The organism is Fructobacillus sp. ESL1117 (assembly GCF_058508565.1).
Window position 1 is genome coordinate 1,258,869 of sequence record NZ_CP196385.1, and the last position, 21,587, is coordinate 1,280,455.

General features: G+C 44.2%; 35 protein-coding genes. 34 read left to right on the forward strand and 1 reads right to left on the reverse strand.

The window, feature by feature from the left end; translation table 11 throughout:
- Positions 1–109: 109 nt before the first annotated feature.
- The 32 genes from ACSYSH_RS05875 to rplQ all read left to right on the forward strand — a co-directional run bounded on the left by ACSYSH_RS05875 (position 110) and on the right by rplQ (position 18,301).
- Complete coding sequence (locus ACSYSH_RS05875) at positions 110–1,264, forward strand: ABC transporter ATP-binding protein (protein WP_491702199.1); 1,155 nt, start codon at positions 110–112, stop codon at positions 1,262–1,264.
- Positions 1,264–2,094, forward strand: a complete 831-nt coding sequence (locus tag ACSYSH_RS05880) for an ABC transporter permease (protein WP_252774370.1) — start codon at positions 1,264–1,266, stop codon at positions 2,092–2,094. Before ACSYSH_RS05875 ends, ACSYSH_RS05880 begins: the two co-directional genes overlap by 1 nt.
- Positions 2,091–2,900, forward strand: coding sequence for an ABC transporter permease (locus ACSYSH_RS05885; protein WP_491702198.1), 810 nt, complete (start codon positions 2,091–2,093; stop codon positions 2,898–2,900). Before ACSYSH_RS05880 ends, ACSYSH_RS05885 begins: the two co-directional genes overlap by 4 nt.
- Positions 2,897–3,979, forward strand: a complete 1,083-nt coding sequence (locus ACSYSH_RS05890; RefSeq protein WP_489816235.1) for an ABC transporter substrate-binding protein — start codon at positions 2,897–2,899, stop codon at positions 3,977–3,979. The genes ACSYSH_RS05885 and ACSYSH_RS05890 overlap by 4 nt, the downstream gene beginning before the upstream one ends.
- A gap of 369 nt (positions 3,980–4,348) precedes the next feature.
- Positions 4,349–4,657 carry a 30S ribosomal protein S10 gene (gene rpsJ, locus ACSYSH_RS05895; protein ID WP_047975027.1) on the forward strand — a complete coding sequence of 103 codons (309 nt, stop codon included), beginning with the start codon at positions 4,349–4,351 and terminating at the stop codon, positions 4,655–4,657.
- Positions 4,658–4,715: 58 nt separating this feature from the next.
- Positions 4,716–5,405, forward strand: coding sequence for a 50S ribosomal protein L3 (rplC, locus tag ACSYSH_RS05900; RefSeq protein WP_047975026.1), 690 nt, complete (start codon positions 4,716–4,718; stop codon positions 5,403–5,405).
- A 28-nt stretch (positions 5,406–5,433) separates the two neighbouring features.
- Positions 5,434–6,057 (forward strand): 50S ribosomal protein L4, encoded by a 624-nt coding sequence (rplD, locus tag ACSYSH_RS05905; RefSeq protein WP_252774367.1) that lies wholly within the window; start codon positions 5,434–5,436, stop codon positions 6,055–6,057.
- Positions 6,057–6,344 (forward strand): 50S ribosomal protein L23, encoded by a 288-nt coding sequence (gene rplW, locus ACSYSH_RS05910; RefSeq protein WP_047975024.1) that lies wholly within the window; start codon positions 6,057–6,059, stop codon positions 6,342–6,344. The genes rplD and rplW overlap by 1 nt, the downstream gene beginning before the upstream one ends.
- 22 nt (positions 6,345–6,366) lie before the next feature.
- Positions 6,367–7,200, forward strand: a complete 834-nt coding sequence (rplB, locus tag ACSYSH_RS05915) for a 50S ribosomal protein L2 (protein ID WP_252774366.1) — start codon at positions 6,367–6,369, stop codon at positions 7,198–7,200.
- Positions 7,201–7,216: 16 nt separating this feature from the next.
- A complete protein-coding gene (gene rpsS, locus ACSYSH_RS05920; RefSeq protein ID WP_047975022.1) occupies positions 7,217–7,492 on the forward strand; it encodes a 30S ribosomal protein S19 in 276 nt (91 codons plus the stop codon).
- 14 nt (positions 7,493–7,506) lie between these two features.
- The gene (rplV, locus tag ACSYSH_RS05925; protein WP_010691186.1) at positions 7,507–7,863 is read left to right on the forward strand and encodes a 50S ribosomal protein L22; all 357 of its coding nucleotides are present in this window, start codon (positions 7,507–7,509) and stop codon (positions 7,861–7,863) included.
- Positions 7,863–8,531 (forward strand): 30S ribosomal protein S3, encoded by a 669-nt coding sequence (rpsC, locus tag ACSYSH_RS05930; RefSeq protein ID WP_047975021.1) that lies wholly within the window; start codon positions 7,863–7,865, stop codon positions 8,529–8,531. Before rplV ends, rpsC begins: the two co-directional genes overlap by 1 nt.
- Before the next feature lie 14 nt (positions 8,532–8,545).
- Complete coding sequence (gene rplP / locus ACSYSH_RS05935) at positions 8,546–8,959, forward strand: 50S ribosomal protein L16 (protein ID WP_047975020.1); 414 nt, start codon at positions 8,546–8,548, stop codon at positions 8,957–8,959.
- On the forward strand, positions 8,959–9,165 hold the full coding sequence (gene rpmC, locus ACSYSH_RS05940; RefSeq protein ID WP_059377827.1) for a 50S ribosomal protein L29: 207 nt from the start codon (positions 8,959–8,961) through the stop codon (positions 9,163–9,165). The genes rplP and rpmC overlap by 1 nt, the downstream gene beginning before the upstream one ends.
- 22 nt (positions 9,166–9,187) lie before the next feature.
- Positions 9,188–9,454, forward strand: coding sequence for a 30S ribosomal protein S17 (gene rpsQ, locus ACSYSH_RS05945; protein WP_252774365.1), 267 nt, complete (start codon positions 9,188–9,190; stop codon positions 9,452–9,454).
- 51 nt (positions 9,455–9,505) lie between these two features.
- Positions 9,506–9,874, forward strand: coding sequence for a 50S ribosomal protein L14 (gene rplN, locus ACSYSH_RS05950; RefSeq protein ID WP_047975017.1), 369 nt, complete (start codon positions 9,506–9,508; stop codon positions 9,872–9,874).
- 21 nt (positions 9,875–9,895) lie between these two features.
- Complete coding sequence (gene rplX, locus ACSYSH_RS05955) at positions 9,896–10,204, forward strand: 50S ribosomal protein L24 (protein ID WP_047975016.1); 309 nt, start codon at positions 9,896–9,898, stop codon at positions 10,202–10,204.
- 40 nt (positions 10,205–10,244) lie between these two features.
- Positions 10,245–10,787 carry a 50S ribosomal protein L5 gene (rplE, locus tag ACSYSH_RS05960; protein ID WP_047975015.1) on the forward strand — a complete coding sequence of 181 codons (543 nt, stop codon included), beginning with the start codon at positions 10,245–10,247 and terminating at the stop codon, positions 10,785–10,787.
- A 127-nt stretch (positions 10,788–10,914) separates the two neighbouring features.
- Positions 10,915–11,313: a 30S ribosomal protein S8 gene (rpsH, locus tag ACSYSH_RS05965; RefSeq protein ID WP_047975014.1), complete on the forward strand. Its 399-nt coding sequence runs from the start codon at positions 10,915–10,917 to the stop codon at positions 11,311–11,313.
- Positions 11,314–11,337: 24 nt separating this feature from the next.
- Positions 11,338–11,874, forward strand: coding sequence for a 50S ribosomal protein L6 (gene rplF / locus ACSYSH_RS05970; RefSeq protein WP_491702197.1), 537 nt, complete (start codon positions 11,338–11,340; stop codon positions 11,872–11,874).
- An 88-nt stretch (positions 11,875–11,962) separates the two neighbouring features.
- A complete protein-coding gene (gene rplR, locus ACSYSH_RS05975) occupies positions 11,963–12,316 on the forward strand; it encodes a 50S ribosomal protein L18 (RefSeq protein WP_047975012.1) in 354 nt (117 codons plus the stop codon).
- A gap of 20 nt (positions 12,317–12,336) precedes the next feature.
- Positions 12,337–12,843 (forward strand): 30S ribosomal protein S5, encoded by a 507-nt coding sequence (gene rpsE / locus ACSYSH_RS05980; protein ID WP_252774363.1) that lies wholly within the window; start codon positions 12,337–12,339, stop codon positions 12,841–12,843.
- 11 nt (positions 12,844–12,854) lie between these two features.
- Positions 12,855–13,037 carry a 50S ribosomal protein L30 gene (gene rpmD / locus ACSYSH_RS05985; RefSeq protein ID WP_047975010.1) on the forward strand — a complete coding sequence of 61 codons (183 nt, stop codon included), beginning with the start codon at positions 12,855–12,857 and terminating at the stop codon, positions 13,035–13,037.
- Between the two features lie 30 nt (positions 13,038–13,067).
- A complete protein-coding gene (gene rplO, locus ACSYSH_RS05990) occupies positions 13,068–13,502 on the forward strand; it encodes a 50S ribosomal protein L15 (protein ID WP_047975009.1) in 435 nt (144 codons plus the stop codon).
- A gap of 1 nt (position 13,503) precedes the next feature.
- Complete coding sequence (gene secY / locus ACSYSH_RS05995; RefSeq protein ID WP_491702196.1) at positions 13,504–14,802, forward strand: preprotein translocase subunit SecY; 1,299 nt, start codon at positions 13,504–13,506, stop codon at positions 14,800–14,802.
- Between the two features lie 23 nt (positions 14,803–14,825).
- Positions 14,826–15,392, forward strand: coding sequence for an adenylate kinase (locus tag ACSYSH_RS06000; RefSeq protein WP_491702195.1), 567 nt, complete (start codon positions 14,826–14,828; stop codon positions 15,390–15,392).
- A 99-nt stretch (positions 15,393–15,491) separates the two neighbouring features.
- Positions 15,492–15,707, forward strand: coding sequence for a translation initiation factor IF-1 (infA, locus tag ACSYSH_RS06005; RefSeq protein WP_010691205.1), 216 nt, complete (start codon positions 15,492–15,494; stop codon positions 15,705–15,707).
- A 50-nt stretch (positions 15,708–15,757) separates the two neighbouring features.
- Entirely contained in the window at positions 15,758–15,877 is a 120-nt protein-coding gene (rpmJ, locus tag ACSYSH_RS06010) for a 50S ribosomal protein L36 (protein WP_074717856.1), read from the forward strand.
- 78 nt (positions 15,878–15,955) lie between these two features.
- The gene (gene rpsM / locus ACSYSH_RS06015) at positions 15,956–16,327 is read left to right on the forward strand and encodes a 30S ribosomal protein S13 (protein ID WP_047975006.1); all 372 of its coding nucleotides are present in this window, start codon (positions 15,956–15,958) and stop codon (positions 16,325–16,327) included.
- A 176-nt stretch (positions 16,328–16,503) separates the two neighbouring features.
- Positions 16,504–16,890 (forward strand): 30S ribosomal protein S11, encoded by a 387-nt coding sequence (rpsK, locus tag ACSYSH_RS06020; protein ID WP_047975005.1) that lies wholly within the window; start codon positions 16,504–16,506, stop codon positions 16,888–16,890.
- 46 nt (positions 16,891–16,936) lie between these two features.
- The gene (locus tag ACSYSH_RS06025; RefSeq protein WP_489816236.1) at positions 16,937–17,881 is read left to right on the forward strand and encodes a DNA-directed RNA polymerase subunit alpha; all 945 of its coding nucleotides are present in this window, start codon (positions 16,937–16,939) and stop codon (positions 17,879–17,881) included.
- Positions 17,882–17,917: 36 nt separating this feature from the next.
- Positions 17,918–18,301 carry a 50S ribosomal protein L17 gene (gene rplQ / locus ACSYSH_RS06030; RefSeq protein WP_252774359.1) on the forward strand — a complete coding sequence of 128 codons (384 nt, stop codon included), beginning with the start codon at positions 17,918–17,920 and terminating at the stop codon, positions 18,299–18,301.
- Positions 18,302–18,368: 67 nt separating this feature from the next.
- Here rplQ and ACSYSH_RS06035 read toward each other — a convergent pair whose 3' ends face one another.
- Entirely contained in the window at positions 18,369–19,592 is a 1,224-nt protein-coding gene (locus ACSYSH_RS06035) for an NAD(P)/FAD-dependent oxidoreductase (protein WP_491702194.1), read from the reverse strand.
- Positions 19,593–19,834: 242 nt separating this feature from the next.
- On the opposite strand from ACSYSH_RS06035, the gene ACSYSH_RS06040 reads away from it, so the two are divergent.
- Together ACSYSH_RS06040 and ACSYSH_RS06045 are read left to right on the forward strand one after the other, a co-directional pair.
- On the forward strand, positions 19,835–20,707 hold the full coding sequence (locus ACSYSH_RS06040) for an ABC transporter ATP-binding protein (RefSeq protein ID WP_491702193.1): 873 nt from the start codon (positions 19,835–19,837) through the stop codon (positions 20,705–20,707).
- On the forward strand, positions 20,707–21,573 hold the full coding sequence (locus ACSYSH_RS06045; RefSeq protein WP_491702192.1) for an ABC transporter permease: 867 nt from the start codon (positions 20,707–20,709) through the stop codon (positions 21,571–21,573). Before ACSYSH_RS06040 ends, ACSYSH_RS06045 begins: the two co-directional genes overlap by 1 nt.
- Positions 21,574–21,587: the final 14 nt, after the last annotated feature.

The window sequence follows — 21,587 nt, forward strand, 5'->3', positions numbered from 1 at the left end:
AAAACCAGGTTGCTTAGCAACCTGGTTTTTTGTTTTTGATAAAATTTTAAAGTTTGGTCTGTTGTCTCATTTGTTGTAAGATGGTGGCAATGATGATTGGAGAAGTAACATGGTTGAAAAGATGCCGATTCTTGAGTTTGCCAAAGTCGCCTTATCTTTTGGTGATACGGCAGTATTAAAGGAAATTGACTTGGTCTTAGAATCAGGGAAGTTTTATACACTATTGGGCCCATCTGGCTCTGGAAAATCGACGATTCTGAAACTGATTTCTGGTCAGTTACAAGCCGATGCGGGCAAAATTTTTTTTGAGGGACAGGTCATCAATGATGTACCGGCTGAAAGAAGACGGGTGAACACGGTCTTTCAGAATTATTCCCTTTTTCCAAATATGAATGTCTTTGATAATGTGGCCTTCGGTCCGCGTTTAAAGAAGATGGCCGAAAAGGACATTCAAGATAAGGTCCGGGAAATGCTTGGTTTGGTTAAGCTATCAAGTTTTGAGCGCCGGGAAATCAGTGAACTTTCAGGTGGTCAACAGCAGCGTGTCGCAATCGCTCGTGCTTTGGCCAACGACCCTGAAGTGCTCCTCTTGGATGAACCCTTGTCCGCCTTGGATTATAAGCTGCGTAAGGAATTACAGCAGGAATTGCGTAATATCCAAAAGCGCCTGGGGATTACCTTTGTTTTTGTGACGCACGACCAGGAAGAAGCCCTGGCAATGTCCGATTGGATTTTTGTCATGCATGATGGTTTAATCCAACAAAATGGGACGCCAGAAGATATTTACGATGAACCAATTAATCACTTTGTTGCTGATTTTATTGGGGAAACCAATATTGTTCCTGGCATTATGAAACGTGATTACCTAGTTCATTTTGTCGGTAAAGATTTTGAAAACGTTGATGCCGGTATGCGGCCAAACGAGCGGGTCGAAGTCGTTTTGCGTCCGGAGGATTTGGATTTGACTGACCCGGCCAACGGTAAATTAGTTGTGACTATTCAAGACCAACTTTTCCGTGGGGACTATTACGAAATTACGGCCGTTGATGATGATATGAATACCTGGCAGGTTCAGGCGACCAATCCGGCTACCGTTGGTGCTCGGGTTGGCCTTACTTTTGACCCTGAAGATATTCACATTATGCGCTATAACGAAAGTGAAGCTGCCTTTGATGCCCGGCTGGAATCCTACGGTGAAGAAGAGGCCGAAGAGGCTTTGCAAGCTGCTCAGGATGGTCAGTCACAATCGGGAGGACAAGGCTAATGGCACTGTCTTTTAAAAAACAAAAGCGGGGTTTTACCTCTGCTTATCTTGGAATTTATGGTCTGTGGCTCGTCGGCTTTGTAGTGTTACCGCTTTTTTTGCTCCTCTTTGAGTCGTTGCAGGATCAAAACCACCATTTCACGCTGGCAAATTATCAGGCTTTTTTTACCTCAGGTTCCTATTTGGCCATGACCTTTAATTCAATTTGGTACGCCTTTTTAATTACTGTCATAACACTGGTTTTTGCTTATCCAACCGCCTATTTTTTGACAACCCTGAAAAATAAGCAGTTTTGGTTGTTGCTCGTCATTTTGCCAACTTGGATTAACTTGTTGTTGAAAACTTATGCCTTTATTGGTTTATTAGGGCAAGGTGGGCTAGTCAACTCAACTTTGACAGCGGTTGGCTTTCACCCCATACAGTTACTTTTTACTGACTGGTCCTTTCTTTTAGTGGCGGCCTATGTTGAGCTCCCCTTTATGATTTTGCCGATTTTTAATGTTTTAAGTGATATCGACCCATTGTTGGCGGCTGCTAGTCGTGACCTTGGAGCGAGTTCCTGGCAAACTTTAAAAAAAGTCATCTGGCCTCTATCAATGCCTGGGGTAAAAGCCGGTATTCAAGCGGTCTTTATCCCCAGTTTGTCACTCTTTATGATTACCCGTCTGATTGGTGGTAATCGGGTGATTACTTTAGGTACAGCAATCGAAGAGCATTTCTTAGTGACTCAAAACTGGGCTTTTGGATCGACAATTGGAGTAATCTTAATTGTTGCGATGGTGATTACGATGCTCTTGACACAGGATAAGCAGAAGGGAGGTCGGTCATGAAAAAAATCAGAACCCCATATTTGATCGTGATGTTTTTGATTCTTTACTTGCCAATTTTGTACCTCGTCTTCTATTCTTTTAATGCGGGAACAACAATGCAGGGCTTTGCTGGTTTTTCCTTTAAGCATTATGGCGAACTGTGGCAGGACACCCGTTTAATCGATATTGTTTTTGAAACTGGAATTGTTGCCTTGCTGTCCGCTTTATTAGCAACCATTATTGGGACCTTGGGTGCACTAGCCATCTTTCGTGTGCACCGGCGAACGGTTAAAGGCACTCTACTTTCCCTGAATAATGTCTTATTGGTTTCGCCCGATGTCATCATTGGGGCAGCATTCTTAATTCTCTTTACGACCTTGAAGTTCTCACTGGGCTTTGCCACTGTTTTGCTGGCCCATGTTGCTTTCTCTATTCCAATTGTGGTTTTGATGGTCTTGCCTCGATTGCAGGAGATGAACCCGGATTTGGTTTTGGCCGCTCAGGACTTAGGGGCTCGCCCAACTCAGGTCTTGGGGCAGGTCACCATTCCAGCGATTACGCCGGGCATTGTGGCGGGCTTTTTCATGGCCTTGACCTATTCATTGGATGACTTTGCCGTGACTTTTTTTGTCACTGGAAACGGTTTTTCGACGTTAGCTGTCGAAATTTATTCGCGAGCTCGTCAGGGGGTTTCATTAGAGATTAATGCTTTATCGGCTCTGATTTTTCTCTTTTCTTTGGCTATTGCTGTGGCCTACTACTTTATTAACCGGTTAAATCTAAATCAGCGCCAAAAGAGTCCGGAACTAAGGGAGAAGGTTAAATGAAAAAAGTTTTTTTAAGTATTTTAGCCATTTTACTGGTTGTTGTTGGCCTGGTAGCCGGAAAGGCGGTTTTTGATAATAGTCGTAAGGATGAGGTCAGTGGCGAAAAAGTCTTAAACTTCTATAATTGGGGTGATTATATCGATCCTGATTTACTGATAAAGTTTACCAAAGAGACTGGTTATAAGGTGAACTATCAGACATTTGACTCGAATGAGGCCATGTACACCAAGATAAAGCAGGGGGGGACCAATTATGATTTAACGGTTCCATCCGATTACATGGTGGATAAGATGGCCCAAGAAGGCTTATTAGCCCCATTGGACAAGTCCAAGATTACCGGCATGAGCAATATTGATTCCCGGTTTTTAAATCAGACCTTTGATCCACACAACAAATACTCCGTTCCATATTTCTGGGGGACGTTGGGTATTCTCTATAATAAGAAAAAGGTGAGTGCTGATCAGATTGATACCTGGTCGAAACTGTGGTCACCACAATTCAAGAAACAAATTATGTTGGTCGATTCAGCCCGTGATATTTTGGGGATGACCCTGATTTCACAAGGCAAGTCTGTTAATGATCAAAATATTGCTGATTTGGCAGCGGCAAAGGGAAAGTTAGATACTCTGATGCCAAATGTCAAAGCCATTGTGGCCGATGAGCTCAAGATTTATATGGCTCAGGGAGAAGCTAGTATCGGGGTAACATACTCTGGGGAAGCGGCGCAGGCAATGTCACAAAACTCGGACTTAGCTTATTTGGTACCGAAAGATGGTTCCAACGAGTGGTTTGATAACTTGGTGATTCCAAAGAATGCCAAGCATCAGGATGCGGCCTACGCATTGATTAACTTCTTAAATAAACCTGAAAATGCTAAACAAAATGCCGAATACGTTGGTTATGCAACGGCAAACAAGGGGGCCTATGAGCTGTTGCCAGCTGAGGAGAAGTCCGATCCAGCCTTTTATCCATCCGCTGCGACACTGGACCGACTGCAGGTTTATCAAACTTTTAATCAAGAGTGGACGCAACGCTATAATGACGCTTTCCTAGAATTCAAGATTTCACGATCGTCATAAAATGAAGATCTCATTGATTTTTTGATAGGTAAAACCCGTAAGAGTTTTCAAATAAATAATTTTTCTTAAAAGCAGTGATTACGATAAAAAATATTATCGATTCTAAACGAAAGAAAATTGCTAAAAAATAAAATAAATCCGTAGAAACCCTTGCTAGTCAAGGGTTTTTCTGTTATTATATTCAAGTACGCCTTTTGGGGTTGCCGATGCAAACCCCTCAAAAAGACTGGTGTATCAACGTTTAGCGATGATGATTAAGGTTGCGACACGCGCGGCCGCGTTGCCAAGGGCGCGCAAAACACCGCAAATGGTGTTGTCGGTTTTTGATCGGAGTTAGCTGATTTACAAAATCAACGAGGAGGCACGAAAATGGCACAAAAGAAGATCCGTATCCGCTTGAAGGCATACGAACACCGTATCTTGGACCAATCAGCAGACAAGATTGTTGAAACAGCAAAGCGTACTGGCGCAGAAATCGCCGGTCCGATTCCTTTGCCTACTGAACGGACATTGTACACGGTGCTTAGTTCACCCCACAAGTACAAGGATGCTCGTGAACAGTTCGAAATGCGAACTCACAAGCGTTTGGTCGACATTGTGAACCCAACTGACAAGACAGTCGACGCATTGCGTAAGCTTGAATTGCCAGCTGGTGTTGCAATTGAAATCAAGCTCTAATTTAAAGTACCACCCCGCTAGATAAAATAGTTTAGCGATGAAATGAAGGAGATTAGTCATGACTAAAGGTATCTTAGGCCGTAAAGTCGGTATGACTCAGGTTTTTACTGAATCTGGTGAATTGATCGCCGTGACTGCTGTTGAAGCTACTCCAAACGTTGTTTTGCAAGTTAAGACGCAAGCAACTGATGGATACAATGCTTTGCAGTTGGGTTACCAAGACAAGCGCGAGATTTTGTCAAACAAACCTGAACAAGGCCACGTTGCAAAAGCCAACACAGCCCCTAAGCGCTACATTCGTGAAGTCCGTGATGCGGAAGGCGAATACAGCGTTGGGGATGCAATTGCTGTTGACACTTTCCAAGCCGGTGAATATGTTGATGTTACCGGTATTACTAAGGGACATGGTTTCCAAGGTGCTATTAAGCGCTTGGGTCAATCACGTGGTCCTATGAGTCACGGTTCTCGTTACCACCGTCGCCCAGGTTCAATGGGTGCTATCATCAACCGGGTATTTAAGGGTAAGCTCTTGCCTGGTCGTATGGGTAACCAAAAGCGGACAATGCAAAATATTGCGATTGTTCACGTTGATGTTGAAAACAACTTGTTGTTGTTGAAGGGAAACGTCCCTGGAGCAAACAAGTCACTTTTGACAATCAAGTCAACTGTTAAGACAAATGCTAAGCACCCTGAAGTGAAGATGGCCGGCGCAAAGCCAGCTGCTGAAGCTCAGGCTGAAGAAGCTTAATACTTTATAGAAAGGAGAACAATCAATCATGACAAAAGTTGCTGTATTAAAGCAAGATGGTTCAAAGGCTGCTGACTTGGACTTAAACGAAGCAGTTTTCGCCGTTGAACCAAACAATGCTGTGATTACTGATGCAGTTTTGATGCAACGCGCATCAATGCGTCAGGGAACGCATGCGGTTAAGAACCGTTCCGCTGTTTCTGGTGGTGGACGTAAGCCATGGAAGCAAAAGGGAACTGGTCGTGCCCGTCAAGGTTCTATCCGCGCGCCACAATGGCGTGGTGGTGGAATCGTATTCGGCCCAACCCCACGTTCTTACTCTTACCGGATCAACAAGAAGGCTTATCAATTAGCCTTGAAGTCAGCTTTGTCACAAAAGTTGGCTGACAACAAGTTGGTCGTAGTTGATGCTTTGGCATTTGATGAAGCTAAGACAAAGAACTTCAAAGAAGTTTTGACAAACTTGGCTGTTGATTCAAAGGCCTTGGTAATCGTTGATGAAGGTAACCAAAATGCTTTGTTGTCAGCTCGTAACTTGGCAAACGTTCAAGTGATGACAACAAACGGTATCAACGTCTTGGACGTTGTTAACGCTGATAAGCTGGTGGTTGTTCAAGCAGCGATCGAAGAAATCCAAGGAGGTCTCGCCTAATGGATGCACGCGATATTATCCGCCGCCCAATCATTACCGAAGCTTCAATGGCGCAAACAGAAATGAAGCGTTATGTATTTGAAGTTGATGTTCGGGCCACTAAGCCAGAAATCAAGCGTGCTATCGAAGAAATCTTCGATGTACAAGTTGCACGTTTGAATACCGCAAATGTTCGCGGTAAGAAGAAGCGTCAAGGACGTTATGTTGGATTCACTCGTAAGATGAAGAAGGCTATCGTTACTTTGAAGGCTGACTCAAAAGATATTCAAATCTTTAACGAAGGTTAATTTTTAATAGGAGGATAAGACATTGGCTATCAAGAAATACAAGCCAACCTCTAACGGACGTCGTAACATGACGACTTCTGATTTTGCAGAAATCACGAAGTCAACGCCCGAAAAGAGTTTGTTGGCAAAGAAGTCAAAGACCGGTGCGCGTAACGCACAAGGTCGCATGACAGTTCGCCACAAGGCTGGTGGACACAAGCAAGCCTACCGTATTATTGACTTTAAGCGTACCAAGGACGACAAGTTCGCAACGGTTAAGGCAATCGAATACGATCCAAACCGTACGGCTAACATCGCCTTGCTCGTTTATGAAGACGGTATCAAGGCCTACATCTTGGCGCCTAAGGGACTTAAGGTTGGCGATAAGGTTCAATCTGGTTCTGATGCCGACATTAAGGTCGGTAATGCCTTGCCATTGAGTGCTATTCCTGAAGGTACTTTGATTCACAACATCGAATTGAAGAACGGTAAGGGTGGTCAATTGGCACGTTCCGCTGGAGCTTCTGCTCAAATTTTGGGACGTGATGGTAAGTACACTATCGTTCGTTTGACTTCAGGTGAAGTACGTTTGGTTTTGAGCACTAACCGCGCCACTATTGGTGAAGTTGGTAACTCAGAACATTCATTGATCAACTGGGGTAAGGCCGGACGTAACCGTTGGCGTGGAAAGCGTCCTCACGTTCGTGGTTCTGTAATGAACCCTAACGATCACCCACACGGTGGTGGTGAAGGAAAGGCCCCTGTTGGTCGTCCAAGTCCACTTTCTCCATGGGGTAAGAAGACTGCTGGTAAGAAGACTCGCGATAAGAAGAAGAACTCAACCAAGTTCATCGTTCGCGGTCGGAAGAGTAAGTAAGGGAAGGAGATAACTAATGGCTCGTAGTTTAAAAAAGGGACCATTTGCGGACCCACACTTGCTTAAGAAGATTGAGGCCCAAGCGGACCAAGAAAAGAAGTCAGTGATCAAGACATGGTCACGTCGCTCAACAATTTTCCCAAGTTTTATCGGATTTACAATTGCAGTCTATGATGGCCGCAAGCACGTTCCAGTTTATGTCCAAGACGACATGGTTGGTCACAAGTTAGGTGAATTTGTGCCAACGCGTACGTTCAAGGGTCACAAGAACGACGATAAGAAGACTAAGTAAGGAGGAAATGAAAAATGGCTGAACAAGTAACATCAGCTCGGGCGACCGCCAAGATCGTTCGCGTTGCCCCTCGTAAGGCGCGCTTAGTTCTTGACACGATTCGTCGGAAGAATGTCAACGAAGCATTCGCAATTTTGAAGTTCCTGCCTAATACTTCTACTGAAGATATTTATAAGGTTTTGAACTCAGCAGTTGCTAACGCTGAAAACAACTTTTCACTTGACCGTGAAGATTTGATCGTTAAGGAAGCATTTGCCAACGAAGGACCAACGCTTAAGCGTTTCCGTCCTCGTGCCAAGGGTTCTGCTTCTGCAATTAACAAGCGCACAAGCCACATTACGATTGTGGTTGCTGAGAAGGAGGAAAAGTAATGGGTCAAAAGATTAACCCAACTGGCTTCCGTGTCGGTGTCATCCGTGACTGGGATGCGAAGTGGTTTGCTGATAAGGCAGACTTTTCTAACCAACTTCTTGAAGACTTGCGTATTCGTAAGTACATCGAAGAGAACTTGACGGACGCTTCAGTTGATCGCGTAGAAATCGAACGCTCAACTAAGTCACGTATCGATTTGACTTTGCACACTGCCAAGCCAGGAATGGTTATTGGTAAGGGTGGTTCCGAAGTTGAAAAGTTGCGGACTCAATTAGCTAAGTTAACGAATGTTGACGAACGTGGACGCCACAAGCGTGTCTTCATCAATATCGTTGAAATTAAGAAGCCTGATTTGTCAGCTCACTTGGTGGGCTTGCAAGTTGCAGGTGATTTGGAACGTCGTATCGCTTTCCGTCGTGCAATGCGTGGTGCTATCCAACGTGCCCGTCGTGCCGGCGCTAAGGGAATTAAGATTGTTGTTTCGGGTCGTTTGAACGGGGCAGATATGTCACGTATCGAGCAGTATACTGAAGGAACTGTTCCACTCCACACACTTCGTGCAGACATTGACTATTCATGGGACGAAGCAGCTACTGCTTACGGAAACTTGGGTATCAAGACTTGGATCTACCGTGGTGATGTGTTGCCAAAGAAGAAGAACAAGTAAGGAGGGAAGCAGACATGTTAGTACCAAAGCGTGTTAAATTCCGTCGTGTACACCGTGGTCACATGCGTGGCGAAGCTAAAGGTGGAAAGACGGTGGCTTTTGGTGATTATGGCTTGCAAGCAACGACTTCAAGCTGGATTACCAACCGTCAAATCGAAGCTGCCCGTATTGCAATGACCCGTTATATGAAGCGTGGTGGTAAGGTTTGGATTAAGATCTTCCCTCACAAGTCATATACATCTAAGGGTGTTGGTGTTCGAATGGGTAACGGTAAGGGTGCTCCCGAAGGATGGGTTGCCCCAGTTAAGCGTGGTAAGGTAATGTTTGAAGTTGGTGGCGTGGCTAAGCCTGTTGCCTTAGAAGCATTGCGTCTTGCACAACACAAGTTGCCTGTACGTACAAAGATTATTGCTCGGGAGGCTGAATAATGACGAAAGCAAATGAATTAAAAGCTTTGTCACTTGCGGATTTGCAAAAGCGCGAAGCCGAATTCAAGGAAGAATTGTTCAACCTTCGTTTTCAATTGGCTACTGGTCAATTAGAAAACACGGCCCGTATTTCAAAAGTTCGTAAGGACATTGCACGTGTGAAGACTGTCATTCGTGCACAACAATTGGCACAAGCCAACAAATAAGACGAAAGGAAGAAGCTGAAAAATGAGTGAAGAACGTAACGCTCGTAAGACTTACCGCGGTCGTGTCGTATCTGACAAGATGGACAAGACGATCACTGTTGCTGTTGATACTTATATCAACCACCCGGTTTATGGTAAGCGAGTTCGCTATACTAAGAAGTTCAAGGCCCATGATGAAAAGAACATCGCTAAGATGAACGATATTGTTGAAATCATGGAAACTCGTCCTTTGTCTGCAACGAAGCACTTCCGTTTGGTAAAGGTTGTTGAAGAGGCAGTTATCCTCTAATCGGACTTTAATCCAATCGTCGTAAACTATTGCTAACAAGGAGGATGAACCATGATTCAACAAGAGAGTCGTTTGAAAGTGGCTGATAACTCTGGCGCACGTGAAATCTTGACGATTAAAGTGCTCGGTGGTTCTGGCCGTAAGGTTGCTGGTATTGGTGACATGATTGTTGCTACTGTCAAGCAAGCTATCCCTGGTGGTAACGTTAAGAAGGGTGACGTCGTTAAGGCTGTCATCGTACGAACTGTATCTGACGTGCGTCGGACTGATGGTTCATACATCAACTTCGATGAAAACGCTGCTGTTATCGTTAAGGATGACAAGTCACCAGTTGGAACGCGTATTTTTGGCCCTGTCGCACGTGAATTGCGTGACAACAACTTTACGCGAATCGTTTCATTGGCACCAGAAGTGCTTTAATACTACTAGGAGGAGCCAATCATGTTTGTAAAAACAGGTGATAAGGTTCGCGTCATCGCTGGTAAGGATAAGGGTAAGGAAGGAACAATCACTAAGACTGTTGCTGCCAAGAACCGTGTCGTTGTCGAAGGCGTAAACCTCGTTAAGAAGCATCAAAAGCCTTCTAACGAATACCCACAGGGTGGTGTTATCGATATCGAAGCACCTATCCACGCATCAAACGTACAATTGATTGACCCATCAACTAACGAACCAACCAAGGTTGGCTTTAAGTTTGAAGATGGCAAGAAAGTACGTTTTGCTAAGAAGTCTGGCAATGTGCTAGGCTAAAACAAGCTATAATCTATTTTGAAAGGTAGAAATCATTATCATGGCAAATGAATTAAAAGTAAAATATGTTAATGAAGTTCAACCTGCTTTGATCAAGAAGTTTAACTTTACTTCACCAATGCAAGCCCCAAAGATCGAAAAGATCGTTTTAAACATGGGTGTTGGTGATGCGGTTTCAAACTCAAAGAACCTCGATGAAGCGGTTGAAGAATTGAAGTTGATTGCTGGACAACAACCAGTTATCACTCGTGCAAAGAAGTCAATCGCCGGATTCCGTCTTCGTGAAGGAATGGCTATCGGTACAAAGGTTACTTTGCGTGGAGAACGTATGTTTGAATTCTTGGACAAGTTGATTAACATCTCTTTGCCTCGAGTTCGTGACTTCCACGGTGTTTCTTCTAAGGCCTTTGATGGTCGTGGAAACTACACTTTGGGAATCCGTGAACAGTTGATTTTCCCTGAAATCGACTTTGACAAGGTTAACCGTGTTCGTGGTTTGGACATCGTTATTGTAACGACTGCTGCAAACGACGAAGAAGGTTTCGAATTGCTTTCTGGCTTGGGCATGCCTTTTGCCAAGTAAGTAATTTAAAAATGCGGTCACTCATTTGGGTGGCGCGTTTTTAAGTGTTTGCGACAAGTGTCTAAAGCACTTAAGAGCGTGTCAAATTCTTGATGACGTTCAAAATATAAAAGGAGGATATCGATAGATGTCTATGACTGATCCAATCGCTGATTTTTTGACTCGAATCCGTAACGCCAACATGGCGCGTCACGCTTCCGTTGAAATTCCAGCATCAAAAATGAAGAAGAGCATTGCCGAGATCTTGAAGCAAGAAGGTTTCATCCGTGATGTAGAATACTTGGAAGACAACAAGCAAGGTGTTATCCGCGTATTTTTGAAGTACGGAGAAGATCAAGAGCGTGTCATCACTGGTATTAAGCGTGTTTCAAAGCCTGGTTTGCGTAAGTACGCCAAGGCCGAAGAAATGCCAAAGGTCTTGAATGGTCTTGGTATTGCCATCGTTTCAACATCAAATGGTGTTGTAACTGATAAGGTAGCACGTGCTAAGCAAGTCGGTGGCGAAGTGCTGGCTTACGTTTGGTAATATATCTAAGAAAGGAGACTTACCATGAGCCGTATTGGAAACAAAATCGTTACGATCCCTGCTGGCGTTGAAGTTAGGCAAGATGGTCAATTTGTGACTGTTAAGGGACCTAAGGGTGAATTGAACTACACAATCAACCCTGAAATCACGATGCACATGGATGGTACTGAAGTATCATTTACTCGTGCAGCTGAAGATAAGAAGCACCGTGCATTGCACGGTACGACTACTGCAAACTTCTCAAACATGGTTGAAGGCGTTACTAACGGCTTCTCAAAGACTTTGAAGATGGTCGGTGTTGGTTACCGTGCCGCAAAGTCTGGTTCAAAGTTGACTCTGTCAGTTGGGTATTCACACCCTGTTGACTTTGAAGACCGCGACGGTTTGACTGTTGAAGTTCCTGATGCCTTGACTATCAAGATTTCTGGAATCTCAAAGCAAGCAGTTGGTGATTTTGCTGCGGAAATTCGCGCAATTCGCCCACCAGAACCATATAAGGGTAAGGGAATTCGTTACGAAGGCGAAGTTGTCCGTCGTAAGGAAGGTAAGACTGGTAAGTAAGCTTTTCGCTTCTTAACCCGTTTTACATTTAATAAACAAAGATTATTTGAAAGTGGTTTAACCACTTAAAGAAAAGGAAAGCACAGCTATGATTACGAAACCAGATAAGAATAAGCTTCGCGTACAACGCCACAAGCGTGTCCGCGGCAAGATCTCTGGTACTGCTGCTCGCCCACGTTTGAACGTTTTCCGTTCTAATGTCAACATCTACGCTCAATTAATTGATGACGTAGCGGGTGTAACGCTAGCAAGTGCCTCATCACAAAGTGCCGATGTTACCGGTACAAAGGTTGAACAAGCCGTTAAAGTTGGCGAGATGATCGCTAAGAATGCTAAGGCTGCTAACATCGAAGAAGTTGTCTTCGATCGCGGTGGTTATGTTTATCACGGACGTGTGAAGGCTTTGGCCGATGCTGCTCGTGAAAACGGCTTGAAGTTCTAAGGAAAGGAGGAATAATACAAATGGTTGAATTCGTAAACCCTAAGGAATTAGGCGAATTAGAAGAAAACGTTGTTGCAATTAACCGTGTTACCAAGGTTGTTAAGGGTGGACGTCGTTTGCGCTTCGGTGCTTTGGTTGTCGTTGGTGACAAGCAGGGTCATGTTGGTTTTGGAACTGGTAAGGCACAAGAAGTGCCAGAAGCTATCCGTAAGGCCGTTGAAGACGCAAAGCGTAACTTGATCACTGTACCAACAGTTGGTACTACTATTCCTCACGAAGTTCTTGGTGAATGGGCTGGTGGTAAGATCCTGGTTAAGCCTGCTAAGGAAGGTGCTGGGGTTGCCGCCGGTGGTGCTACTCGTTCCGTAATGGAATTGGCTGGTATCAACGATGTGACTGCTAAGTCATTGGGTTCATCAACTCCTGTCAACGTTGTTCGTGCAACTTTTGATGCATTGAACAGCTTAAAGGATGCTGAACAAGTGGCAAAGTTACGTGGTGTTTCATTGGAACACTTGGCTGAATAAGGAGCGATAACATGGCTGATTTGAAAATCACTTTGATTAAGAGTGCGGCTCATCGCTTGCCTAAGCAACGTGCCATTGTTAAGTCACTTGGACTTAACCGTGTGTCAAGCTCAGTGGTGAAGCCTGATAACGCAGCTACTCGTGGCGCAATTTTCCATATTGCTCACTTGGTTGCTGTTGAAGAAGTAAAATAAAAAAAATTTAGAAAAAGGAGGGACCAAACGATGAATTTGAACGAATTGCAACCTGCTTTGGGTTCACGCCAGACACGTAACCGTGTTGGTCGTGGTACTTCATCTGGAAACGGTAAGACTGCTGGTCGAGGCCAAAAGGGACAAAAGGCCCGTGGTAAGACACGTCTTGGGTTCGAAGGTGGACAAATGCCTTTGTACCGCCGTATTCCAAAGCGTGGATTTACAAATATCTCACGCAAGGAATTCGCAGTTGTTAACTTGGACAAGTTGAACAACTTCGATAACGGCACCGAAGTAACACCTGCTTTGTTGATTGAAAACGGTGTAGTAAAGAACCAAAAAGACGGAATCAAGGTCTTGGGTAATGGTCAATTGGAAAAGAAGTTGACGATTAAGGCCCACAAGTTCTCTGCTGCTGCAGTTAAGGCCATCGAACAAGCTGGTGGTACAACCGAGGTGATCTAAAATGTGGCGCACGCTATTTAATGCAATCCGACAAAAAGATATTCGTAAGAAAATGCTTTGGACGATTTTGATTCTCTTTGTTTACCGCATTGGGACTCACATCACTGTTCCAGGTGTTAATCCTGCTGCCTTGAATTCAGTTTCTGGTTCAGGCTTGCTGAATATTTTAAATATTTTTTCGGGTGGAGGCTTACTGAACTTCTCGCTTTTTGCGATGGGGGTCTCGCCTTATGTTACTGCGCAAATTGTTGTGCAGTTGCTGCAGTTAGATATCGTGCCACGTTTTGTTGAATGGAGTAAACAAGGCGAAGTTGGTCGCCGGAAGCTGAATCAAGCTACTCGGTACTTGACCATTATCTTTGCCTTTTTGCAATCAGTGGGAATTACCGCTGGATTCAACTCCTTAGCCGCCTATGGTTTGGTGAAGCAGACCAATAACGTGACCTCCTTCCTGCTGATTGGGTCGGTCATGACCATTGGAACTTTCTTTGCCATGTGGTTGGGAGAAATGATTACCGAAAAGGGTCTTGGAAACGGTGTTTCTATGATTATCTTTTCTGGAATTATTTCTCAAATGCCTTCTGGTTTGTGGGAAATTTTCAAGGAAAATGTTCTGCAAGTTAGTGGGAGCGACAAGGTTACCGGCTGGATTTTCATGGCGGTTTTACTGACGGCAATTATTTTGGTTGTCGGAATTACGACCTGGTTTTATGAAGCAAGTCGCCGTTTGCAAATCCAATATACACGGTCAGCTTCTTCCTACGGGGCTGAAGCTTACCTACCTTTGAAGTTAAATGTTTCTGGGGTGATTCCTGTGATCTTTGCTTCGTCATTGATTTCAACACCACAGACAATCCTCTTCGCCTTCCAGAGTAAGTATAGTAACGTTGGCTGGTTTAAAGTCCTACAGCAGATTTTCTCCATGCAAACAACAACTGGAGCAATTTTTTACACTGTTCTGATTATTCTCTTTACTTACTTCTACGCTTTTGTCCAGGTCAATCCTGAAAAGTTGGCTGAAAACTTGCAAAAGCAGGGGGCTTACATTGTTGATGTTCGTCCTGGTGTCGAAACGCAAAAGTTTGTCACAAAGCTGCTCTTACGCTTGTCGTTTGTTGGGGCTTTGTATCTTGGCTTTGTCGCCTTGGTACCATTGATTGCATCTGATGTATGGGGACTTAATGAAAAGATTGGTTTGGGTGGAACTTCTTTGCTGATTGCCATCGGGGTTACCCTTGATTTGATTCGTCAAATCGATGGTCTCTTGCAAAAGAAGAACTACCTAGGCTTCATCCGTTAAGCTGGTTTAAAAGGAGTTCAATCATGACGAAAAACCTAATTTTATTGGGTCTACCTGGTGCAGGTAAGGGAACCCAAGCTGAGAAGATTATTGCTGATTATCCAATGGTTCACATTAGTACTGGCGATATCTTCCGGGCCAACATGAAAGAAGAAACTGAGCTTGGACAAAAAGCAAAAGCCTTCATGGATGCTGGTAACTTAGTTCCTGATGAAATTACGAATGCGATGGTCGCTGATCGACTATCGCAACCTGACGTAGTTGAAAACGGCTTTATGCTGGACGGCTACCCACGTAATGAAGAACAGGCAAAGTTCTTGGACCAATTCTTAGCCGAAAAGAACAGCAAGGTTTCGGCTACCTTGTATTTTGAAGTTCCTGACCAAGTTTTGGTTGACCGGTTAATGAACCGGGGACGGGCGGATGACACAAAGGATGTTATCGCGCACCGTTTGGAAGTCAACAAGAAGGCCAACTTGCCTTTGGTTGATTACTATGAAAATCATGGTGTTTTGCACACCATCGATGGTAATGGTGAATTAGACCGAATTTACTCTGATGTAAAATCGGTCTTGAATGCCTTGGACTAAAAGGCTTTTCTTGATAATTCAGGGAAATCCTGGTATAATCAATAAGGTTGACCGCCTTATCGATTATGTTGAATGATGGTTACATAGGAGGTAATCTGCGTGGCCAACGATGTCATTGAAATTGAGGGCAAAGTTAAAGAAACGATGCCAAATGCAATGTTTCAAGTCGAACTTGAAAATGGTGCGGTCATTTTAGCACACGTTTCCGGGAAGATTCGTAAGAATTATATTCGGATCTTGCCAGGTGACCGTGTCACGGTTGAAATGTCACCATACGACTTGACAAAGGGTCGTATTACTTACCGTTTCCGCTAAAAATTAGTGAAACGGTCGATAATCAGTTAACCGAATAGGAGGAATAGATTATGAAGGTGCGTCCATCAGTTAAAAAAATGTGCGAATCTTGCCGTGTGATTAAGCGTAACGGCCGGACAATGATTATTTGCCCAGCTAACCCTAAGCACAAGCAACGCGCAGGTAAGTAATTTTTACTTACAAAGATAAAAAACGCTTGAAAATGAACTTAGAAGTTCTTTCAAAATATTAAAAGGAGGTAAATTGTTATGGCTCGTATTGAAGGTATCGATTTGCCACGTGACAAGCGAATTGTCATTGGTTTAACATACATCTACGGAATCGGTAATACAACTGCCCAAAAGATCTTGGCTACGGCTAAGGTTTCTGAAGACGTTCGAGTGCGCGACTTGACGGTTGATCAAGAAGATCAAATTCGTGAAGCTATCGCTGCTTTGAACTTGCAGTTGGAAGGTGACTTGCGTCGTAAGGTATCGCTTGATATCAAGGGATTGCAAGAAATCGCCTCATACCGTGGTATTCGTCACCGTAAGGGATTGCCCGTTCGTGGACAACACACGAAGAACAACGCCCGTACTCGCAAAGGCCCAGCTACGGCAATTGCTGGTAAGAAGAAGTAAAAACCTTTTTACCAATCTCTTTAATAAGAAAACGGCATATTGTCGCAAGACTGCTGTCCTTTTCTAAAAGAGCCTCACTTTTGTGAGAAATGATTATCACAACCATAGTTGTGTAATGTTGGTTAGTCATCACTAACCCGAGAAATTATAAAGAATTTGAAAAGGAGGCAAAAATTATGGCAGTTCGTACTACACGCAAGCGTCGTGTGAAAAAGAACATTGAATCTGGTGTGGCACATATCCACGCAACTTTCAATAACACTATCGTCATGATTACCGATGCCCAAGGTAACGCTGTTGCCTGGTCATCAGCTGGTGCCCTTGGATTTAAGGGATCACGTAAGTCAACACCATTCGCTGCTCAACAAGCAGCGGAAGCAGCTGCTAAGTCCGCATTGGAAGTTAACATGCGCACTGTTGCTGTTACGGTTAAGGGCCCTGGTTCCGGTCGTGAATCAGCAATTCGTGCATTGGCCGCAGCTGGTCTTGAAGTAACGTCAATCAAGGATGTTACCCCAGTTCCCCATAACGGATCACGCCCACCAAAGCGTCGTCGTGTTTAATTAATTTCATTGCGCTTGCTTTGAAAGAGGGGGTTAGAGTTAACAGATGATTGAATTTGAAAAGCCAGATATTCATAACATCGAAGAGGATGCCAACTACGGTAAGTTTATCGTGGAACCTCTGGAGCGTGGCTATGGGACGACTTTGGGCAACTCCCTTCGTCGTGTCTTGCTATCATCGCTTCCTGGCGTAGCGGTCAACACAGTCCAAATTGACGGTGTGGTCCACGAATTCTCAACCGTTGATGGTGTTGTAGAAGACGTGACCCAGTTGATTTTGAACTTGAAAAAAGTTGTTTTCGCTACGGACTCAGCTGAAGAGCACGCTTTGGAAATTGATGTTCAAGGACCAAAGGACGTTACTGCAGCTGATTTGACAGGATCAGCTGACATTGAAGTCTTGAACCCAGATTTGCATATTGCAACTTTGGCAGCTGGAAAGTCATTACACATGACGGTTACGGCTGTAAAGGGTCGGGGTTATTCTTCAGCTGAAGAAAACAAGCAATTACGTGATGAAATGCCAATCGGTGTTTTAACGGTTGATTCGATTTACACACCAATCGAACGAGTTAATTACCACGTTGAAAACAAACGTGTTGGTTCTCGCGACGATTACGATAAGCTGACCATGGAAGTTTGGACTAATGGTTCAATCAAGCCAAGCGATGCTTTGAGTCTTGGTTCAAAGATTCTAACAGAACACTTGAACTTGTTCACGGATATTTCCCCTGTTGCCCAAGAGACTAAAGTCATGGTTGAAACGGAAAAGGCTACAAGTACTGCAGCTGATGCCGCTCCAATCGAAGATTTGGACTTGTCCGTTCGTTCATACAACTGCTTGAAGCGAGCAGGAATCAACACGATTGAAGAGTTGACTGATCGCTCAGAAGCCGACATGATGAAGGTCCGTAACTTAGGACGTAAGTCATTAGACGAAATTCAAGAAAAGTTGACCGAAATGGGCTTAGGCTTCCATCAAGAAGATTAATATTCATCAAAAGTTTAGAAAAAGGAGGATTAACCGATGTCATACCGTAAGCTAGGCCGTACTTCATCACAACGTAAGGCAATGTTGCGTGACTTGACGACTGACTTGTTGATCAATGGTCGGATTCAAACTACTGAAGCCCGCGCCAAGGAAGTTCGCAAGACAGCTGACAAGATGATCACGCTTGGAAAGCACGCTGATTTGGCAGCCCGTCGTAAGGCCGCTAAGTTCGTGCGTAACGAAGTTGCTGATGTCAAGGAAGATGGCGATAACATTCGCGTACAAACTGCTTTGCAAAAGTTGTTTGAAGAAGTGTCACCACGTTTTGCAGAACGTAATGGTGGTTACACTCGCATCTTAAAGACTGTGCAACGTCGTGGCGATGCTGCACAAATGGTTATCTTGGAGTTAGTTGACTAATTGCTTGATAAACAAAAAGCTCGAAACCTTAATTGGTTTCGAGCTTTTTTGTTGGCGATTTAGTTGATTATCGCTTTGGACGACCATAGCGGAAGTAACGGAAGAAGCCGTAAGCAGAGCCAATTCCAGCGAAAAATGATAGGTTAATGGCATGTTTTCCCCAACGTGCAACCAGTCCTGCAGAACCATTGCGGCCATAGGCATTTGTGAGACCATAGTTCTTGCCAAGGGAAACAAAATAGCCAGGATTTTTTTGTTCCTTGGCACTCTTGCCATGGTCCTTGGCTAATCCTAATTGGTAAATCAGTCTGTTGATAATAATATTACCAGCGTATTCGGCAGCTAGCGCCAATTGGGGTAGCCCTTCTTGATTGTTTTGTGTAAAGGCAGCAATGTTTCCAGCTGCAAAAACGTTTGATAATGGCGCGCCTTCATCGGTCAAGACCCGGAAGTGCTTATCGACGGTTAATTGCCCATGGTCGTTAATGGCAATCCCCCAACGATTGGAAAAGGGTTCAACTTGTAGACCGGTGGCCCAATAGACCTTGTCGGTGAATAGTTGCCGGCCATCCAATAGTGTCAGTCGGTCCTTGGTCATCCCAAGCACACGCGTATTATTGAAGACTTCAACTCCCCGTTTCGTTAAAAAATCTTTTGCCTTTTGACTTAATTCGGGTTCCGTTAAGGCTGGTAAGAGAACTTGGCTAGCATTAATCAAGGTTAGTCTAATTCGTTCTGGGTCAATTTTGTGATGGTTTTTAAAGTTTGCTAGCTCGGCCATTAGTTCGACCCCACTCGGCCCACCACCAACAACCGTAATATTTAAGCTATGTTCAGGATTTGTTTTTTGCTGTTCCAAGAATTCTTCTAAATCAGCTTGAACAGCCAATGCGCCATTAAATGAGTTAAATAATGTGGCATGCTCGACAACACCTGGAATACCAAAGGCAGAACCAATACTACCGGTTGTTAAAATTAGGTAGTCATAGTGGTAATCGTTTTTCTTGGTCATCAATAAGTGATCGTTAAAGTTGATGTCATCAACTCGTTGGTTGATAAAGGTGACGTTTTCGTCATTTTTTAAAAGTTGGAAGAGATCATAACGTGCGCCCTCAACGGGAACGGTGTTAACAGCAATCTGTGGTAAAACATTTTGTAAGGTCATCGCTTCGCTACCATCATTAAAAAGCAGAATCTGATGATCAGTTCTGCGAATTTTGCGGGCTAACCGCTTAGTAATGTAAACGCCAGATAATCCTGCTCCGACGATTGCAATGGTTTGTTTGGACATTCATGAATCCCTTTTTTCCTCAATTTCAATCTATTATACACCGGTTGTTTACAAAAATGCAGGTAATGTGGGCTGTGCTGATATATATTAGAATTCATTCGAACATTATGGAAAAATCAACTGGAAAATACTTAATATGACTGATTTTTTAACCGCTTGGGGCCAAAACGGAACCGCTTGGCGAAGAATCTGAGACATAAAAGCAGAAGATAGTTAGAATAAAAACGTTGGAGGAGAGATAAATGATTTTAAAAGCAATTAACTTGAGTCAACGCTATGGCAACTTTGAAGCAGTCAAGCGAATTAACTTATCCATAGCAAAGGGGTCCTTAACAGCCTTGCTTGGGCCAAACGGAGCGGGTAAATCGACAACAATGCGGATGCTGACGGGATTGGATCAAGCAGCCAGTGGGGAAGTCGTTTACGCAGAAAAAACCAAAATTGGCGTTGTCTTTCAGAATAGCGTCTTAGACGGGGAATTAACTGTTCATGAAAATTTGGCAATTCGGGCTGCTCAGTACAAAGGTATTCCCGTAGATAGAGTGGGCACCTTAGTTAAAGACTTAGGACTAATGACCTTTGCTGAGCAACGTTATGGCACATTGTCAGGTGGGCAAAAACGACGAGTTGATATTGCCAGAGCATTGTTGAACAAGCCGGATATTCTTTTCTTAGATGAACCGACGACCGGTTTGGATATTCAGACTAGGCGGGCAATTTGGCACTTGCTAGAAGACCTACAGCGAAAAGACCAACTAACGATTGTTTTGACGACACATTACTTGGATGAAACGGACCAAGCTGATCAAGTTGCGATCATCGATCATGGCCAGGTGATTGCTAGTGGCTCCGCAAAGGCAATTAAACATCAATATGCACCGAGTCAGTTGCGTTTGGAAGTCCAGGCAGACGGGGCAGAACGGTTGCTTAGCCAGGGCTATGACTTTGAAAGCAAGAGCCACGAGGGTGCAGAGCAGCTACTGATTAAGGGGCTAACTGCCAGTGAAACAATCGCCTTGCTGAGCCAAAATAAAGACGCTGTGACTGATTTTGAGTACTTACAGGGCACAATGGACGATGCCTTTATCGCCTTAACTGGGCAGGAGGTGCGCTAATGTTTGCCCTAATGAAACGAAACCAATTATTATATTTTCGCAACCGCAGTGGGGTAGTGATGTCCTTAATGGGCGCGCTAATTTCCTTTATTCTTTACATTGTCTTTTTGAAGAAGGGTATCAGTTCTGATTGGTCCGGTGTTCCCCATAAAAATCAACTCCTTGATACCTGGCTGATTGGTGGAACTTTGGCGATTACTGGGGTTACCACGACGCTGACGGCTCTTTCACAGCTAGTGAAGGACAAGGAGACGCACGTCAGTGCGGACCTCTTCTTGACAGACACCAAGCCAATCACCCGCCGTGCAGCCTATCTTTTGAGTGCTGCGGTTGTGGGATTCTTGATGCAGGTAGTTGTTTTTGTTGTGATGGCGACATACTTTGTGATGGTTGATGGCTTGAGCCTGACGGCTGAAAGCTTAGTTGGCCTCGTCTGGGTCATGCTCTTAAGTGCTGTGCTATCGACGCTTCTAAACGCCTTGATTTTGAATCGGATTGAAACGGTCGACAATTTGTCAAAGATGGCAACGATTGTTGGAACCGCCAGTGGCTTTTTGGTCGGTGGTTATATCCCAATCGGTTCCCTACCTGATTTTGCTCAAACATTGATGAAAGTGACACCCAGTTTTTATGTGGCAACGCTCTTCCGTCAGGTGCTGATGAATGAGACAATTTCGTCATCTTTTGCCGGTCAGAGTAGGGCCATCGAGAGCTTTAATCAAGAAATGGGCATTCGGGCCCAATGGGGACACTTGTTGACGGGGATGGAAAGCAACTTGGTTGTGTTAGGATTAATAGGAAGTGGTTGCCTATTATTGCTAGTACAGGTTCTACACGATGGTCGCAATCGGCCAAGGACCAAATAAAATTTGTTGGGGTA

Excerpts from the sequence above, each read along its gene's own strand:
- ACSYSH_RS05875 (WP_491702199.1), top strand. The coding sequence starts at position 110 with ATGGTTGAAAAGATGCCGATTCTTGAGTTTGCCAAAGTCGCCTTATCT.
- ACSYSH_RS05880 (WP_252774370.1), top strand. The coding sequence starts at position 1,264 with ATGGCACTGTCTTTTAAAAAACAAAAGCGGGGTTTTACCTCTGCTTAT.
- ACSYSH_RS05885 (WP_491702198.1), top strand. The coding sequence starts at position 2,091 with ATGAAAAAAATCAGAACCCCATATTTGATCGTGATGTTTTTGATTCTT.
- ACSYSH_RS05890 (WP_489816235.1), top strand. The coding sequence starts at position 2,897 with ATGAAAAAAGTTTTTTTAAGTATTTTAGCCATTTTACTGGTTGTTGTT.
- rpsJ (WP_047975027.1), top strand. The coding sequence starts at position 4,349 with ATGGCACAAAAGAAGATCCGTATCCGCTTGAAGGCATACGAACACCGT.
- rplC (WP_047975026.1), top strand. The coding sequence starts at position 4,716 with ATGACTAAAGGTATCTTAGGCCGTAAAGTCGGTATGACTCAGGTTTTT.
- rplD (WP_252774367.1), top strand. The coding sequence starts at position 5,434 with ATGACAAAAGTTGCTGTATTAAAGCAAGATGGTTCAAAGGCTGCTGAC.
- rplW (WP_047975024.1), top strand. The coding sequence starts at position 6,057 with ATGGATGCACGCGATATTATCCGCCGCCCAATCATTACCGAAGCTTCA.
- rpsS (WP_047975022.1), top strand. The coding sequence starts at position 7,217 with ATGGCTCGTAGTTTAAAAAAGGGACCATTTGCGGACCCACACTTGCTT.
- rplV (WP_010691186.1), top strand. The coding sequence starts at position 7,507 with ATGGCTGAACAAGTAACATCAGCTCGGGCGACCGCCAAGATCGTTCGC.
- rpsC (WP_047975021.1), top strand. The coding sequence starts at position 7,863 with ATGGGTCAAAAGATTAACCCAACTGGCTTCCGTGTCGGTGTCATCCGT.
- rplP (WP_047975020.1), top strand. The coding sequence starts at position 8,546 with ATGTTAGTACCAAAGCGTGTTAAATTCCGTCGTGTACACCGTGGTCAC.
- rpmC (WP_059377827.1), top strand. The coding sequence starts at position 8,959 with ATGACGAAAGCAAATGAATTAAAAGCTTTGTCACTTGCGGATTTGCAA.
- rpsQ (WP_252774365.1), top strand. The coding sequence starts at position 9,188 with ATGAGTGAAGAACGTAACGCTCGTAAGACTTACCGCGGTCGTGTCGTA.
- rplN (WP_047975017.1), top strand. The coding sequence starts at position 9,506 with ATGATTCAACAAGAGAGTCGTTTGAAAGTGGCTGATAACTCTGGCGCA.
- rplX (WP_047975016.1), top strand. The coding sequence starts at position 9,896 with ATGTTTGTAAAAACAGGTGATAAGGTTCGCGTCATCGCTGGTAAGGAT.
- rplE (WP_047975015.1), top strand. The coding sequence starts at position 10,245 with ATGGCAAATGAATTAAAAGTAAAATATGTTAATGAAGTTCAACCTGCT.
- rpsH (WP_047975014.1), top strand. The coding sequence starts at position 10,915 with ATGTCTATGACTGATCCAATCGCTGATTTTTTGACTCGAATCCGTAAC.
- rplF (WP_491702197.1), top strand. The coding sequence starts at position 11,338 with ATGAGCCGTATTGGAAACAAAATCGTTACGATCCCTGCTGGCGTTGAA.
- rplR (WP_047975012.1), top strand. The coding sequence starts at position 11,963 with ATGATTACGAAACCAGATAAGAATAAGCTTCGCGTACAACGCCACAAG.
- rpsE (WP_252774363.1), top strand. The coding sequence starts at position 12,337 with ATGGTTGAATTCGTAAACCCTAAGGAATTAGGCGAATTAGAAGAAAAC.
- rpmD (WP_047975010.1), top strand. The coding sequence starts at position 12,855 with ATGGCTGATTTGAAAATCACTTTGATTAAGAGTGCGGCTCATCGCTTG.
- rplO (WP_047975009.1), top strand. The coding sequence starts at position 13,068 with ATGAATTTGAACGAATTGCAACCTGCTTTGGGTTCACGCCAGACACGT.
- secY (WP_491702196.1), top strand. The coding sequence starts at position 13,504 with ATGTGGCGCACGCTATTTAATGCAATCCGACAAAAAGATATTCGTAAG.
- ACSYSH_RS06000 (WP_491702195.1), top strand. The coding sequence starts at position 14,826 with ATGACGAAAAACCTAATTTTATTGGGTCTACCTGGTGCAGGTAAGGGA.
- rpmJ (WP_074717856.1), top strand. The coding sequence starts at position 15,758 with ATGAAGGTGCGTCCATCAGTTAAAAAAATGTGCGAATCTTGCCGTGTG.
- rpsM (WP_047975006.1), top strand. The coding sequence starts at position 15,956 with ATGGCTCGTATTGAAGGTATCGATTTGCCACGTGACAAGCGAATTGTC.
- rpsK (WP_047975005.1), top strand. The coding sequence starts at position 16,504 with ATGGCAGTTCGTACTACACGCAAGCGTCGTGTGAAAAAGAACATTGAA.
- ACSYSH_RS06025 (WP_489816236.1), top strand. The coding sequence starts at position 16,937 with ATGATTGAATTTGAAAAGCCAGATATTCATAACATCGAAGAGGATGCC.
- rplQ (WP_252774359.1), top strand. The coding sequence starts at position 17,918 with ATGTCATACCGTAAGCTAGGCCGTACTTCATCACAACGTAAGGCAATG.
- ACSYSH_RS06035 (WP_491702194.1), bottom strand. The coding sequence starts at position 19,592 with ATGTCCAAACAAACCATTGCAATCGTCGGAGCAGGATTATCTGGCGTT.
- ACSYSH_RS06040 (WP_491702193.1), top strand. The coding sequence starts at position 19,835 with ATGATTTTAAAAGCAATTAACTTGAGTCAACGCTATGGCAACTTTGAA.
- ACSYSH_RS06045 (WP_491702192.1), top strand. The coding sequence starts at position 20,707 with ATGTTTGCCCTAATGAAACGAAACCAATTATTATATTTTCGCAACCGC.